The organism is Methylobacterium oryzae, from assembly GCF_036441375.1.
Lineage (GTDB): Bacteria > Pseudomonadota > Alphaproteobacteria > Rhizobiales > Beijerinckiaceae > Methylobacterium > Methylobacterium oryzae_A.
In genome coordinates this window covers 1,209,017-1,222,702 of sequence record NZ_MLCA01000001.1, presented here as the reverse complement: position 1 = coordinate 1,222,702, position 13,686 = coordinate 1,209,017, and the positions used below count along the sequence as shown (strand labels likewise).

Sequence of the window (13,686 nt, the reverse complement as noted above, 5' to 3'; positions counted from 1 at the left end):
GCCCGAACTCACCGGCGCGGCCGCGCGCCGCGCCGCCGCCGCGCTGGCGCGGCTCGACCCCGCTGGCGACGGGCTCGACGTCGCGGAAGCCAGGGACCGCTTCGCCGCGGCCCTCGCCGCCGCCTGACCTGCAACACCTTGCGGCCTTCCACCGCGGCCTTCCACCGGCCGTGGCATCGCCTCTGCTTGTGTTCGGGCGGCGCGATCCCTAGGTTCGCCCCGAAATCCTCAACCGGACGTGGCGTCACGCTCCCGCTTCTTCGGGGCGCCCGCAGGAGGTTGCCATGGGCAGCATGAGTATCTGGCACTGGGTCATCGTCGCGGTCATCGTGATGCTGCTCTTCGGACGCGGCAAGGTGTCCGACCTGATGGGCGACGTGGCCAAGGGCATCAAAGCCTTCAAGAAGGGCATGGCCGAGGACGAGACCCCGCCGGCGACGCAGGCCGCGCCGCCGCCGGCCGAGCCGGTCCGCACCATCCCGCACGCCGCCGAGACGAGCCCCGGCACGGCGATCCCGGCGAGCCATCTCCCCGGCGGCGAGCGCAAGCCGGTCTGACGGCGAGCCCGACTGTAGGACTGTCAGAGCGCGCGCGCTCGTGTAGAGCCTGACGGGGTCCGGCCGCCGCGCCGGATCTCGGGGCAGCAGGACCGTCGACGACATGCTGGACATGAGCTGGGGCGAGGTGATGCTGATCGGCGGCGTCGCCCTCATCGTCATCGGGCCGAAGGATCTGCCGAAGGCGCTGCGCACCGTCGGGCAGATCACCTCGAAGCTGCGCCGCATGGCCGGCGAGTTTCAGATGCAGTTCAACGAGGCGATCCGCGAGGCGGAGCTCGACGACGTCCGGCGCGAAGTCGACGGGATCCGCAACACCGTCCGCACGGCGGGATCGACCTTCAATCCCGTGCAGACGATCCGCGACGAGCTGAAGGGTGCCGTCGAGGGCCGGGCCAAGGTGGGTCCGGAGAAGATGGGTCCGGAGATGCCCGGCCCCGAGATGCCCGGCCCAGAGACGCCTCCCGTCGAGACCCGGTCCCTGGCCGACGCCACGGCGCAGCTGAAGGCTGAGCAGGAAGCTGCCGGGACGCCCCCCGTCGCCGGGACGCCTTCGGCGCTGCCCGCCGCCGAGGCGACCCAGCACGCGGCGCCCGGGGTCGCGCAGGCGCCCCTGCCCGTGCCCGGGTCGGTGTATGATCCGTACGGGCCGCCGCCCGACCCGCAGGCCGCGCACCCCGCCACCGATACGTCCAAGAACGGCACGGCTGCGCGATGATCAGCGAGGCGGACGAGGCCGAGATCGAGGCGTCGCGGGCGCCCCTGCTCGAGCACCTGATCGAATTACGCGCGCGGCTGATCAAATCGCTGATCGCCTTCGTGCTGATGTTCTTCGCGTGCTTCTTCTTCTCGCGCGACATCTACAACGTGCTGGTCTACCCCTACGTCTCGATCGTGGGTGCGCAGAACGCCGAGCTGATCGCCACGCACTTCCTCGAGCAGGTGTTCACCAACATCAAGCTCAGCGTCTTCGGCGCGGCCTTCCTGGCCTTCCCGGTGATCGCCACGCAGATCTACGCCTTCGTGGCGCCGGGTCTCTACCGCAACGAGCGCAAGGCCTTCCTGCCCTACCTCGTGGCCACGCCGATCTTCTTCGTCCTCGGCGCGCTGGTGGTGTTCTTCCTGGCGATGCCGCTGCTGATCAAGTTCTCGGTGTCGCTCCAGCAGGTGGGCGTGGCCGGCGAGCCGACGATCAAGCTGCTCCCGAAGGTCGACGAGTACCTGTCGCTGATCATGACGCTGATCTTCGCGTTCGGCATCGCGTTCCAGCTGCCGGTCATCCTGACGCTGCTCGGCCAGATCGGGATCATCGACGCGGCCTTCCTGCGGGAGAAGCGCCGCTACGCCATCGTGCTGGTCTTCGTCGCCGCCGCCATCCTGACGCCGCCGGACGTGATCTCCCAGCTCTCCCTCGCGGTCCCGATGCTGCTTCTCTACGAGGCCTCGGTGTTCTCGGTGGCGCGGGTCGAGAAGCTGCGGGCGGCGCGGCGCGCGGCGGAAGGCCTGGAGCCGTGAGGCGGCGCGCCGGGCTCAGTCCGGCGCGCGCAGGCGGTAGCCCACGCCGGTCTCGGTGAGGAGGTAGCGCGGGCGCTCCGGGTCCGGCTCGAGCTTCTGGCGCAGCTGCCGGATGTAGACGCGCAGGTATTGCGGATCCGACGAGGCCGGCGCGTGGCGCATGAGCTGCGCGTGGGTCAGCACCTTGCCGGCATGCTGCACCAGCACGCGCAGGTACTCGTACTCCCGCGGCGACAGCTTCACCTCGCGCTCGCCCACCCGGACGACGCGGCGGACGAGGTCGACCGAGAGGTCGTCGACCCGGAAGACCGGCCGCTCGCCCTGCATGGCGAGGCGGTGGCGCAGGGCCGTGCGGAGGCGCGCCAGCAGCTCGTTCATGCCGAAGGGCTTGGTGACGTAGTCGTCGGCGCCGAGATCGAGGGCCTCGACCTTGCCGCGCTCGTCGTCGCGGCTCGACAGGATGACGACCGGCAGGTCGGGCCATCGCTCGCGGATCGCCGCCAAGAGGGCGTGCCCGGCCATGTCAGGCAGGCCGAGGTCGAGGATCGCGAGATCCACCCCGCCGGCCTCCAGGGCGGCGAGCGCCGCGGCCCCGTCGGCGGCCTCCGCGACCGCGTAGTCCTGCGTGCCGAGGCCGGTGCGGAGCAGCCGGCGGATCGGCGGCTCGTCGTCGATCACCAGGATGCGGGCCGCGCTCACGCGGGCCGCCCCCGGTCCGGGTCCCGGGTGGCCGGGCGGCTCATTCCGGCCGGAGCAGCACGTGCCGCTTCTTGCCGAAGGAGAGCTTGATCACGCCGTCCGGGGTCAGGTCGCCGCGGCCGAGGATTGCCTTCTCGTCCGTGACCGGCAAGTCGTTGACCCGCAGGCCGCCGCCCTTGATCTGGCGTCGCGCCTCGCTGGTCGAGGGCACGAGCTTGGCGACCTCGGGCCCGAAGGCGGTGAGCACGCCGAGCCCGGCCTCCAGGGTGGCGGCCGGCACGGTGACGCTCGGCAGGTCGGCGGCCAACGTCCCCTCGACGAAGGTCTTGCGCGCGGTCTCGGCGGCGGCCTCCGCGGCCTCGCGGCCGTGCATCAGCGCGGTGGCCTCGGTGGCCAGCACCGTCTTGGCCGCGTTGATCTCGGAGCCGGCGAGGGCGGCGAGGCGCGCGATCTCCTCCATGGGCAGGAGGGTGAACAGCTTGAGGAAGCGGGCCACGTCCGCGTCCTCGGTGTTCCGCCAGAACTGCCAGTAATCGTAGGGCTTCAGCATGTCCGGGTTGAGCCAGACGGCGCCGGCGGCGGTCTTGCCCATCTTGGCGCCCGACGACGTGGTCAGGAGCGGGCAGGTCAGGGCGTAGAGCTGCGGCGTGCCCATGCGGCGGCCGAGATCGATGCCGTTGACGATGTTGCCCCACTGGTCCGAGCCGCCCATCTGCATGACGCAGCCGTAGCGGCGGTTCAGCTCCACGAAGTCGTAGGACTGGAGGATCATGTAGTTGAATTCCAGGAACGAGAGTTCCTGGTCGCGCTCCAGGCGCAGGCGCACGCTGTCCATCGACAGCATGCGGTTCACCGAGAAATGCCGGCCGACGTCGCGCAGCATCTCGATGTAGTTGAGCTTGGTCAGCCACTCGGCGTTGTCGACCATCACGGCGTCGCCGGTCTCCTCGCCGAAGCGCAAGAACCGGTCGAAGGTCTTGCGGATCTCGGCCTTGTTGGCGTCGATCTGCTCGACGGTGAGGATCTTGCGGGTCTCGTCGCGGCCGGACGGATCGCCGACCCGGGTGGTGCCGCCGCCCATCAGGGCGATCGGCTTGCCGCCCGTGGCCTGCAGCCAGTGCAGCATCATGATCGACAGGAGGTGCCCGACATGGAGCGAGGGCGCCGTGCAGTCGTAGCCGACATAGGTGGTCAGCCGGCCTTCCAGGGCCGCGGCGTCGATGCCGGCGAGGTCCGAGGTCTGGTGGATGTAGCCGCGCTCGGTCAGGATCCGCAGGAAGTCGGATTTCGGCGCGAAGCTCTCGGCGGTCATGGATGCCATCTCGGGTCGCGCGCTGGCGCGACAGGCCGAGGCCCCGCATGCTAGCTCGCGCTGGGTTCAGGATACGGCGCGCTCTTAGCAGGGCGTTGGCCGAAAGGCACGGGGCAGGGCGGCATGGCGATGATGCGCGCGATCGGACTGATGAGCGGCACCTCGCTGGACGGCGTCGACATCGCGCTGATCGAGACCGACGGCGAGCGGGTCCACGTGGTCAAGGGCCACAACAACTTCCTGGAGCCGCTGGGCCCGACCGGCTACCGCGGCTACGCCGACGACGAGAAGGCGCTGCTGCGCGCGGCCACCAAGGACGCCGAATCCGTGCTCCATCCCGCCGACCGGCCCGGGCGGCTGCCGGAGGCCGAGGCCTTCGTCACCCTCGCCCACGCCGAGGCCGTGGAGCGCTTCCTGGCGGAGCACGGCCTGACCGCCTCCGAGATCGACGTGATCGGCTTCCACGGGCAGACGGTGATCCACCGGCCGGACCAGCGCATCTCGATCCAGATCGGCGACGGGCAGGCGCTGGCGACCCGGCTCGGCATCCCGGTCGTCTCGGACCTGCGCCGGGCCGACATCGAGGCGGGCGGGCAGGGGGCGCCGCTGGTGCCGGTGTTCCACAAGGCGCTCGCCGAGGCCTCGGGCTTCGACGGGCCCTTCGGCATCCTGAACATCGGCGGCGTCGCCAACGCGACGCTGATCGATTCGAGGGGCGGCGTCATCGCCTTCGATACCGGCCCCGGCAACGCCCTGATCGACGAGTGGATGCAGGAGCGCGAGGGCAAGAACCTCGACGATGGCGGCCGAACCGCGGCGAGGGGCCGGCCCGACGAGCAGCTGCTGGCCTGGCTCCTGACCCACCCGTTCTTCTTCCGGAAGCCGCCGAAATCGCTCGACCGGAACTGGTTCTCCCACAAGCTCGCCGGCCAGCTCTCCACCGAGGACGGCGCCGCGACGCTGACGGCCTTCACGGCCCGGGCCGTGGCGCGGGCCCTCGACCACGCCCCCGAGATCCCGACCCGCTGGATCGTGGCCGGCGGCGGCGCCCGCAACGGCGAGCTGGTGCGGCTCCTCAACTACCACCTGCGCGCCGAGATCACGACCGCGGACGCCATCGGCTGGTCCTCCGCCTATCTCGAGGCGCAGGCCTTCGCCTACCTGGCGGTGCGCTCGCTCAAGGGCCTGCCGATCACCTTCCCGTCGACCACGGGGGTGCGCGAGGCGATGACCGGCGGGGTGCTGGCGCGGCCGTGAGCCTCGGCTACGCGCTCCGGCGGATCGTCGAGGAGTACCCGCTCGCCCGGCTCGACCCGCCGGCCGGCCACCCGCTGGCCGCGGTGATCCGGAAAGGCGCGCCGGACGAGCTGCGCGCCGCCCTGGCGCCGATCGACGGGCCGTTCCTGGTCAAGGGCAGTCCGGGACGCGGGAGCCGCTGGGCCGCGATCCCGTGGATCGCCGTGTTCGATCCCGCCGTCACCACCAGCGCCACGCGGGGCTACTACCTCGTCTACCTGTTCCCGGCCCATCGCGAGGCGGTGCACCTGTCGCTGGCGCAGGGGACGGTCGCGGCGATCCGGAGCCACGGCCCGGCGGCGGCCGGCGCCCATCTCCGCGCCAGCGGCGCGGCGCGGCGGGCGCGGCTCACCGACTTCGCCGGCGCGCTGCCGAACGCGGCGATCGCCCTCNGGCGCCCATCTCCGCGCCAGCGGCGCGGCGCTGCGGGCGCGGCTCACCGACTTCGCCGGCGCGCTGCCGAACGCGGCGATCGCCCTCGGCAGCGCCGGCGAATTGCCGGAGGGTTACGAGGCCGCGCACATCCGCGGCCTCACCTACGACCTCCCCGATCTCGGCGACGAGCGCCGGCTGCACCGCGATCTCGCCGCGGCGGTCGCGGCCTACAGGGCGCTCAGGGCGCGGGGCGGGCTCGATCTGCCCGGTTGAGGCGGCCGAGCGGGAAGGCGCGGCCTCTCCCGAAGCCCGTCTCCGCGGGCGGCCGCGCACCACCGCTCGGACCACCCTGCGCGGACCGCGTTTGTGCCCCCGGCGCTCCCGCGCTAAGGCAGCCGCGCCATGTCGCACAACACCTTCGGCCACCTGTTCCGCGTCACGACCTTCGGCGAGAGCCACGGGGTCGCGCTCGGCTGCGTCGTCGACGGCTGCCCCCCGGGCCTGCCCCTGGAGGCCGAGGAGATCCAGGCCGAGCTGGATCGCCGGAAGCCCGGCCAGTCGCGGTTCACGACGCAGCGCCGCGAGCCCGATCAGGTCAAGATCCTGTCCGGCGTGTTCGCGGACGACCGCACCGGCGGCCGCCAGCTCACCACCGGCACGCCGATCGCGCTGATGATCGAGAACACGGATCAGCGCTCGAAGGACTACTCGGAGATCCGCGACAGCTACCGGCCCGGCCACGCCGACTACACCTACGACGCCAAGTACGGCATCCGCGACTACCGCGGCGGCGGCCGCTCCTCCGCGCGGGAGACCGCCGCGCGGGTCGCGGCCGGCGCCGTGGCGCGCAAGGTCATCCCGGGCGTGACCATCCGGGCCGCCCTCGTGCAGATGGGGCCGCACGCCATCGACCGCTCGCGCTGGGACTGGGACGCGGTCGGCGCAAACCCGTTCTTCTGCCCCGATGCCGAGACGGCCTCCTTCTACGAGACCTATCTCGACACGATCCGGAAGGACGGCTCGTCGGTCGGCGCCGTCATCGAGGTCGTGGCCGAGGGCGTGCCCCCCGGTCTCGGCGCGCCGGTCTACGGCAAGCTCGACGCCGACCTCGCCGCCGCGATGATGTCGATCAACGCCGTGAAGGGCGTCGAGATCGGCGACGGCTTCGCCGCGGCGGCCCTGCGCGGCGAGGACAATGCCGACGAGATGCGCGCCGGGAACGGCGGCCGGCCGCGCTTCCTCGCGAATCACGCGGGCGGCATCCTGGGCGGCATCTCCAACGGCGAGCCGGTCGTGGTGCGCTTCGCCGTGAAGCCGACCTCGTCGATCCTGACGCCCCGCCGCTCGGTCACGCGCGACGGCGGCGAGCTGGATCTCGTCACCAAGGGCCGGCACGATCCCTGTGTCGGCATCCGCGCCGTGCCGGTCGCGGAGGCCATGATGGCCTGCGTGCTGGCCGATCACTATCTGCGTCATCGCGGACAGGTCGGGCCTCGTCCCTGATCCCGGCCCGACCTAACGATTCGAGAATGCCCGTGCCCCACTGCTCCGTCACAGAGGCCATCGCGGCCTTCGCCCGCGGCGAGATCGTGGTCGTCACCGACGACGACGACCGCGAGAACGAGGGCGACCTCGTCGTCGCCGCCTCGCTCTGCACGCCGGAGAAGATGGCGTTCATCATCCGCAACACCTGCGGCATCGTCTGCGCGCCGATCACGCAGGCCGAGGCCCGGCGCCTGCACCTCGCGCCGATGGTGGCGTCGAACGACGCACCGCTGGGCACCGCCTTCACCGTCACGGTCGACGTCAAGCACGGCCTGACCACCGGCATCTCGGCGGAGCAGCGCTGCAACACGGTGCGGGCGCTCGCCAACGGCAATATGGGCGCGGGCGACTTCGTGCGGCCCGGCCACGTCTTCCCGCTGATCGCCCGCGACGGCGGCGTGCTCATGCGCTCGGGCCACACCGAGGCCGCGGTCGACTTGTGCCGGCTGGCCGAATTGCCGCCGGTCGGCGTGATCTGCGAGCTCGCCAACGACGACGGCACCGTGATGAAGGGGCCGCAGATCGAGGCCTTCGCCGAGAAGCACGGCCTCAAGCAGGTCTCGGTGGCCGACCTCATCGCCTACCGGCAGGCCCGCGACCGGCTGGTGGAGCGGGTCGGCCACTTCACGGTCCGCTCGAACCACGGCGACGTGAACGCCTACGTGTTCTCGACGCCCTTCGAGTCGATCCAGCAATTCGCCTTCGTGATGGGCGAGATCGGCGACGGTCGGGACGTGCTGGTGCGCCTGCACCGCTCCAACGTCGCCGCCGACGTGATCGGCGGCGGCAAGCAGATCGACGCCGTGCTGAAGCGCTTCGCGGCCACCGGGCGCGGCGTGCTGGTCTACCTCCGGGACGGCACGGCGGGCGTGCCGGTCAAGACCGTCACCGACGAGGGCACGGAGGCCCTGCGGGCGCGGCAATGGCGCGAGATTGGGCTCGGTGCCCAGATCCTGCGCGATCTCGGCGTCGTCTCGATCCGCAACCTCGCGACCTCGTCGCGCTCCTATGTCGGCCTCTCGGGCTTCGGCATCGAGCTCCTGGGCGACGAGCCCCTCGAGGGTTGAGGCGGGGCGGGGACGCCCGGTCAGGAGCGGCGCAGGACGGTCCAGAAAGCCGCGCCGGCCATGATCGCGGCGGCACAGCGGTTCAGCCGCGCGCGGACGGCCGGCCGTCGCAGAGACTCGCGCGCCCGCGCCGCCAGCGCCGCGTAGGGCGTCATCACGGCGAGGAGGATCGCGGCCGTGAGGACGACGAGCGCGACGACATCCGACGCCGTCACGCCGCTTAGGTCGACGAGGGTGGGCAGGATCGCGAGGTAGAAGGCGATCGTCTTCGGATTCCCCAGGGTGATGGTCAGCCCGGCGACGAAGCTGGTCCACGGCCCGTCGCGGGCTTCGCCCTCGACTCGGGTTCCGGCTCCGGCCGCGCGCCAGAGCCGGAGCGCCAGATAGGCGAGGTAGAGCGCCGCGCCGTATCGGACGACGACGAAGGCCGTGCCGAGCGCTTCCGCGATCAGCGACAGGCCGAAGATTGCGGCGGCGAGATAGGTCAAATCGCCGAGGATCAGGCCGATCGAGAAGGCCATCGCGGCGCCGAAGCCGGAACCCAGGGCCCGGGCGACCAGGGCGACCACACCCGGCCCGGGGATCGCAGCGGCGACTCCGAGGGCCAACGCGTAGGTCAGGAAGCCCGCGAGCGTCATCGACAGTTGCCCGAGCGGGCGACGTGGCCGTGTCGCAGCGGCGGATAGGCTCGGCTCCGTGGCGACATGGCTGCGATCTCCCCGAGACGCCGATTATGGCGCGCCGCCGGCCGACCGCAACGGCGCCGTCAGCGCCCCATCAACGCGTCGACGTGGGCCGCCACCGACTTGCCGAGCCCTTCGAGGCTGTAGCCGCCCTCGAGGATCGAGACGATCCGGCCGCCCGCGCAGCGCTCGGCGAGATCCATCAGGCGGCGGGTCGCCCAGCCGAAATCCTCCGCCTCCAGGCGAAGATTGGCCAGGGGGTCCAGCCGGTGCGCGTCGAAGCCGGCGGAGATCACGATGACGTCGGGCCGGAAGGCCTCCAGGCGCGACAGGATTCCGGTCTCGAAGGCCTCCCGGAAGACCTCGCCGTCGTCGTTCGGCCGCAGCGGCACGTTGACGATCGTGTCCTTCTCGCCCCGCTCGGACGGCGATCCGGTCCCCGGGTAGAGCGGCATCTGGTGGGTCGAGCAGTAGAGGACCGAGGCGTCGTTCCAGAAGATGTCCTGGCTGCCGTTGCCGTGATGGACGTCCCAATCCACCAGTGCCACCCGCTCGGCGCCGTGCTTCTGCCGGGCGTGGCGGGCCGCAATGGCGGCGTGGTTGAACAGGCAGAAGCCCATCGCGCGGGTCCGCTCGGCGTGGTGGCCCGGCGGGCGCATCGCCACGAAGGCGTTGCGGCACTCGCCGCCCACGACGGCGTCGACGGCGTGCGTCCCGCCGCCCACGGCCCGCAGCGTCGCCTCCAGGCTGCCCGCCGACAGGATCGTGTCGGAATCGATCCCGACCATGCCGTGCTCGGGCACCGCCGCCATCAGGGCATCCACGTACTCGCGCGGGTGCGCGAGGGTGACGGCCTCGATCTCGCCCCGCGGAGCCGTGGCCCGCACGAGGCCGGCGAAGCGCTCATCCTCCAGGGCCCGCTCCACCGCGCGCATCCGGGCCGGCCGTTCCGGATGTCCCTCCGGGACCTCGTGATCGAAGCTCGCGGGATGGCTCACGTAGAGAGTGGTCACGAGGGTCGCTCCCGATGCTCGCCTGTCGCGCACCTGCAACAGGAGCCGGCAATGTGCCACGGGCCCGACGCGCGGACTACGGCGGTGTGCCGTTGCCCCCTTATGGTTGCGTGATTCGTCAACGGGACGGCCCCGGATCACCAATCCCTGCGCTGCGTCCGCGGCCGCGACGATCTTCGAGGCGGGGACATGCGCATCATCTCGGTTCTCGGCTGCGCCCTGCTCCTGGCGGGCTGCACCTTCAAGGGCGTGCCCGATCCCGCCCTCTCGGCCCGCGACGCCGAGTACATGGCCCTCGTCCCGGAGGCCGAGTTCGATCCGCACTTCGCCCGCTACGAGATCGCCGACCCGACCCGGGAAGCGCCCGGCACGATCGTGGTCGAGACCAAGGAGCGCCAGCTCTACCTCGTCCTGCCGAACGGCCGGGCGATGCGCTACGGCGTGTCGGTGGGCGACGAGGCGTATGGCTGGACCGGCACGGCCCGGATCGACCGCAAGGCGGAGTGGCCGGCCTGGAACCCGCCGGCCGAGATGGTCCGGCGCTGGCCGCACGTCCACGCCATGCAGGGCGGCCCGATGAACCCGCTCGGCGCCCGCGCCCTGTACCTGTCGGATCGCGGTCGGGACACACTCTACCGGATCCACGGCACGAACGAGCCCGAGAAGATCGGCCAGGCGGTCTCGTCGGGATGCATCCGGATGCGCAACATCGACGTGGTCGACCTCTACAACCGGGTGCCCGTGGGAGCCACGGTCATCGTCCGGTAACGCAACCGGTCAACGTCCCAATAAGCCTGCTTGCTCGGGGGGTGTTTACCTGAACTTCCGTTCAGATCTCGCCATTAACCTCTGGAAGGGGAGCGGTCCCGTAAGTTGAAGACACACAGGGACTAGAGCCGACCGCAACAAAGGTCGGGGAGGCAGGCGATCATGACCACCATTTCCGTTCAACAGTTCTGCAACCATGCTGTCTCGGCCGGCACGATCAGCGACGAGGACCTGCTCGTCCTGAAGCGCGAGGTTCTCCCGGACGGCCTCATGAACCGCGAGGAGGCCGACCTCCTGATCGCCCTCGAGCGCGCGGTGATCGGCTCCGACGCCTTCGCCGACTTCCTGGTCGCCTCGGTCGTCGACTTCGCGGTGTGGGGCTCGCGCCCGACCGGCTACATCGACCGCGACGTCGCCGCCTGGCTCGCCGCCTCGCTCAGCGGCCGCGACGGCCCCAGCGCGGTGGGCGCCCGAATCGCCATGGAAGTCGTCCGCGAGGCCGAGAGCAGCGCCGAATCGCTGGTGGCCTTCGCCCTCGAGGCCAACCGCCGCGCCCGCGACACGGTCCAGGCCCCGCGCATGACCTTCGCCCTGGCCGCCTGAGCCTCAGACCAAGGCGCAGCTTCCGTCCGCGGCGCAACTGATCTATCGGGACAGTCAAGCCGGTGCGCAATCCGGCGATCTCGAAAGCAGTGCGCCAGCGATGTTCGACAAGATCCTGATTGCCAACCGGGGCGAGATCGCCTGCCGGGTGATCAAGACCGCCCGGAGGATGGGCATCAAGACCGTTGCGGTCTACTCGGATGCCGATCGCGACGCCGTGCACGTCGCCATGGCCGACGAGGCCGTGCATATCGGTCCCGCTGCCGCGTCCGAATCGTACCTCGTGATCGAGAAGATCGTCGAGGCGTGCAAGAAGACCGGCGCCCAGGCCGTCCATCCGGGCTACGGCTTCCTCTCCGAGCGCGAGGCCTTCCCGAAGGCGCTCGAGGCCGCCGGCATCGTGTTCATCGGCCCCAACCCGGGGGCCATCGCCGCGATGGGCGACAAGATCGAGTCGAAGAAGGCGGCGGCCGCCGCCGAGGTCTCGACCGTTCCGGGCTTCCTCGGCGTGATCGAATCACCCGAGCACGCCAGGAAGATCGCCGACGAGATCGGCTACCCGGTGATGATCAAGGCCTCCGCGGGCGGCGGCGGCAAGGGCATGCGCATCGCCTACTCGGGCGAGGAAGTGGCGGAGGGCTTCGCCCGCGCCAAGTCGGAGGCGGCCTCCTCGTTCGGCGACGACCGCGTCTTCATCGAGAAGTTCATCACCGACCCGCGCCACATCGAGATCCAGCTGATCGGCGACAAGCACGGCAACGTCGTCTACCTCGGCGAGCGCGAGTGCTCGATCCAGCGCCGTAACCAGAAGGTGATCGAGGAGGCGCCGTCGCCGCTCCTCGACAAGAAGACCCGCCGCAAGATGGGCGAGCAGGCGGTCGCCCTGGCGAAGGCGGTGAACTACGATTCGGCCGGGACGGTCGAGTTCGTCGCCGGGCAGGACAAGTCCTTCTACTTCCTGGAGATGAACACCCGGCTCCAGGTCGAGCATCCGGTCACCGAGATGATCACCGGCCTCGACCTCGTGGAGCTGATGATCCGGGTCGCGGCCGGCGAGAAGCTGCCGATCACCCAGGACGACGTGAAGCTGAACGGCTGGGCGGTGGAGAGCCGCGTCTACGCCGAGGATCCGACGCGCAACTTCCTGCCCTCGATCGGCCGGCTGACCACCTACCGTCCCCCGGAGGAGGGCCGGCAGGGCGCGGCGATCGTGCGCAACGATACCGGCGTGGAGGAGGGCGGCGAGATCGCCATCCACTACGACCCGATGATCGCCAAGCTGGTCACCTGGGCGCCGACCCGGGCCGAGGCGATCGCCGCGCAGGGCGAGGCCCTCGACGCCTTCGCGATCGACGGCATCCGGCACAACATCCCGTTCCTCTCGGCGCTGATGGCCCATCCGCGCTGGCAGGAGGGGCGGCTGTCCACAGGCTTCATCGCCGAGGAATTCCCCGAGGGCTTCGCGGCGCCGGTTCCCGCCGGCCCGGTCGCGATCCGCATGATGGCGGCGGCGGCGGCGATCGACCACAAGCTCAACCAGCGCAAGCGCGGCATCTCCGGGCAGATGCGCGCGCCGGGCCTCTTCGCCTTCGAGCGCGAGCGCGTGGTGATCCTGGCGGGCCAATCCTACCCAGTGACCGTCGAGCCGGAGGGCGAGGACATCCTCGTCACCCGCGACGACGGCACGGCACTCACGGTGGCGAGCGCGTGGCGCCCGGGCGAGCCGGTCTGGATCGGCACGATCGGCTCGGAGCGCGTGGCGATCCAGGTGCGCAGCCTGCTCAACGGCGTGTTCCTGCAGCATGCCGGCGCGGCCGCCGAGGCCCGGGTCTACACCCGACGCGAGGCGGAGCTCGCCGCCCTGATGCCGGAGAAGGAGCAGGCGGGCTCGGGCAAGCAGGTGCTCTGCCCGATGCCCGGCCTCGTGAAGCAGATCCTCGTCAGCGAGGGCCAGGAGGTGAAGAACGGCGAGCCGATTGCGGTCGTCGAGGCCATGAAGATGGAGAACGTCCTCCGCGCCGAGCGCGACGCCACGGTCGGGAAGATCCACGCCAAGGAGGGCGACAGCCTCGCCGTCGACGCGGTGATCCTGGAATTCGCCTGATCGCGGGGCCCGCGTCGCGCTCGCGGCCGCGACAGCGGTTCACAACGAGCAGACCAAGCTGCTGGCGACGGCGCTGAACAACATCGCCGTTGCCTACGTCGTCATCGGCTTCGTCACGCCGATGACGGCCGCAAGCTTCGGTGCGCCGA

Annotated in this window: 14 protein-coding genes and 1 pseudogene; 11 read left to right on the top strand and 4 right to left on the bottom strand. The window is 71.0% G+C overall.

The genetic code is table 11. The features are described 5' to 3' along the window. The first annotated feature begins 284 nt into the window (after positions 1-284). The 3 genes from MOTC310_RS05875 (at position 285) to tatC (ending at position 2,072) form a co-directional block, all read left to right on the top strand. A complete protein-coding gene (locus MOTC310_RS05875) occupies positions 285-557 on the top strand; it encodes a twin-arginine translocase TatA/TatE family subunit (protein WP_331301112.1) in 273 nt (90 codons plus the stop codon). A 103-nt stretch (positions 558-660) separates the two neighbouring features. After that, on the top strand, positions 661-1,275 hold the full coding sequence (gene tatB / locus MOTC310_RS05870; RefSeq protein ID WP_331301111.1) for a Sec-independent protein translocase protein TatB: 615 nt from the start codon (positions 661-663) through the stop codon (positions 1,273-1,275). Further along, on the top strand, positions 1,272-2,072 hold the full coding sequence (tatC, locus tag MOTC310_RS05865; protein WP_331290530.1) for a twin-arginine translocase subunit TatC: 801 nt from the start codon (positions 1,272-1,274) through the stop codon (positions 2,070-2,072). The genes tatB and tatC overlap by 4 nt, the downstream gene beginning before the upstream one ends. Before the next feature lie 15 nt (positions 2,073-2,087). Here the strand turns inward: tatC and MOTC310_RS05860 are convergent, their stop codons facing one another. Both MOTC310_RS05860 and tyrS read right to left on the bottom strand, forming a co-directional pair. After that, a complete protein-coding gene (locus tag MOTC310_RS05860; protein ID WP_331301110.1) occupies positions 2,088-2,771 on the bottom strand; it encodes a response regulator in 684 nt (227 codons plus the stop codon). Between the two features lie 40 nt (positions 2,772-2,811). Further along, entirely contained in the window at positions 2,812-4,083 is a 1,272-nt protein-coding gene (gene tyrS, locus MOTC310_RS05855; protein ID WP_331301466.1) for a tyrosine--tRNA ligase, read from the bottom strand. Between the two features lie 123 nt (positions 4,084-4,206). On the opposite strand from tyrS, the gene MOTC310_RS05850 reads away from it, so the two are divergent. The 5 genes and pseudogenes from MOTC310_RS05850 to ribB all read left to right on the top strand — a co-directional run bounded on the left by MOTC310_RS05850 (position 4,207) and on the right by ribB (position 8,366). Then, on the top strand, positions 4,207-5,340 hold the full coding sequence (locus MOTC310_RS05850; RefSeq protein ID WP_331290528.1) for an anhydro-N-acetylmuramic acid kinase: 1,134 nt from the start codon (positions 4,207-4,209) through the stop codon (positions 5,338-5,340). Beyond that, positions 5,337-5,711 (top strand): annotated as a pseudogene (locus tag MOTC310_RS32755) (MrcB family domain-containing protein); the annotation flags it as partial. The gene MOTC310_RS05850 and the pseudogene MOTC310_RS32755, both read left to right, overlap by 4 nt. 163 nt (positions 5,712-5,874) lie before the next feature. Next, positions 5,875-6,027 carry an MrcB family domain-containing protein gene (locus MOTC310_RS32750; protein ID WP_419539857.1) on the top strand — a complete coding sequence of 51 codons (153 nt, stop codon included), beginning with the start codon at positions 5,875-5,877 and terminating at the stop codon, positions 6,025-6,027. Between the two features lie 129 nt (positions 6,028-6,156). Further along, a complete protein-coding gene (gene aroC / locus MOTC310_RS05840; RefSeq protein ID WP_331290526.1) occupies positions 6,157-7,257 on the top strand; it encodes a chorismate synthase in 1,101 nt (366 codons plus the stop codon). 32 nt (positions 7,258-7,289) lie between these two features. After that, positions 7,290-8,366: a 3,4-dihydroxy-2-butanone-4-phosphate synthase gene (ribB, locus tag MOTC310_RS05835; RefSeq protein ID WP_331301465.1), complete on the top strand. Its 1,077-nt coding sequence runs from the start codon at positions 7,290-7,292 to the stop codon at positions 8,364-8,366. A 20-nt stretch (positions 8,367-8,386) separates the two neighbouring features. On the opposite strand, the gene MOTC310_RS05830 is transcribed toward ribB, so the two are convergent. After that, positions 8,387-9,004: a LysE family translocator gene (locus MOTC310_RS05830; RefSeq protein WP_331301109.1), complete on the bottom strand. Its 618-nt coding sequence runs from the start codon at positions 9,002-9,004 to the stop codon at positions 8,387-8,389. 128 nt (positions 9,005-9,132) lie between these two features. Then, positions 9,133-10,062 (bottom strand): histone deacetylase family protein, encoded by a 930-nt coding sequence (locus MOTC310_RS05825; RefSeq protein WP_331301108.1) that lies wholly within the window; start codon positions 10,060-10,062, stop codon positions 9,133-9,135. 189 nt (positions 10,063-10,251) lie between these two features. On the opposite strand from MOTC310_RS05825, the gene MOTC310_RS05820 reads away from it, so the two are divergent. The 3 genes from MOTC310_RS05820 to MOTC310_RS05810 all read left to right on the top strand — a co-directional run bounded on the left by MOTC310_RS05820 (position 10,252) and on the right by MOTC310_RS05810 (position 13,537). Then, positions 10,252-10,830, top strand: coding sequence for a L,D-transpeptidase (locus MOTC310_RS05820; protein WP_331301107.1), 579 nt, complete (start codon positions 10,252-10,254; stop codon positions 10,828-10,830). A 162-nt stretch (positions 10,831-10,992) separates the two neighbouring features. Beyond that, positions 10,993-11,433, top strand: a complete 441-nt coding sequence (locus MOTC310_RS05815) for a hypothetical protein (RefSeq protein WP_020092054.1) — start codon at positions 10,993-10,995, stop codon at positions 11,431-11,433. 100 nt (positions 11,434-11,533) lie between these two features. Further along, entirely contained in the window at positions 11,534-13,537 is a 2,004-nt protein-coding gene (locus tag MOTC310_RS05810) for an acetyl/propionyl/methylcrotonyl-CoA carboxylase subunit alpha (RefSeq protein ID WP_331301106.1), read from the top strand. The last annotated feature ends 149 nt before the right edge of the window (positions 13,538-13,686 follow it).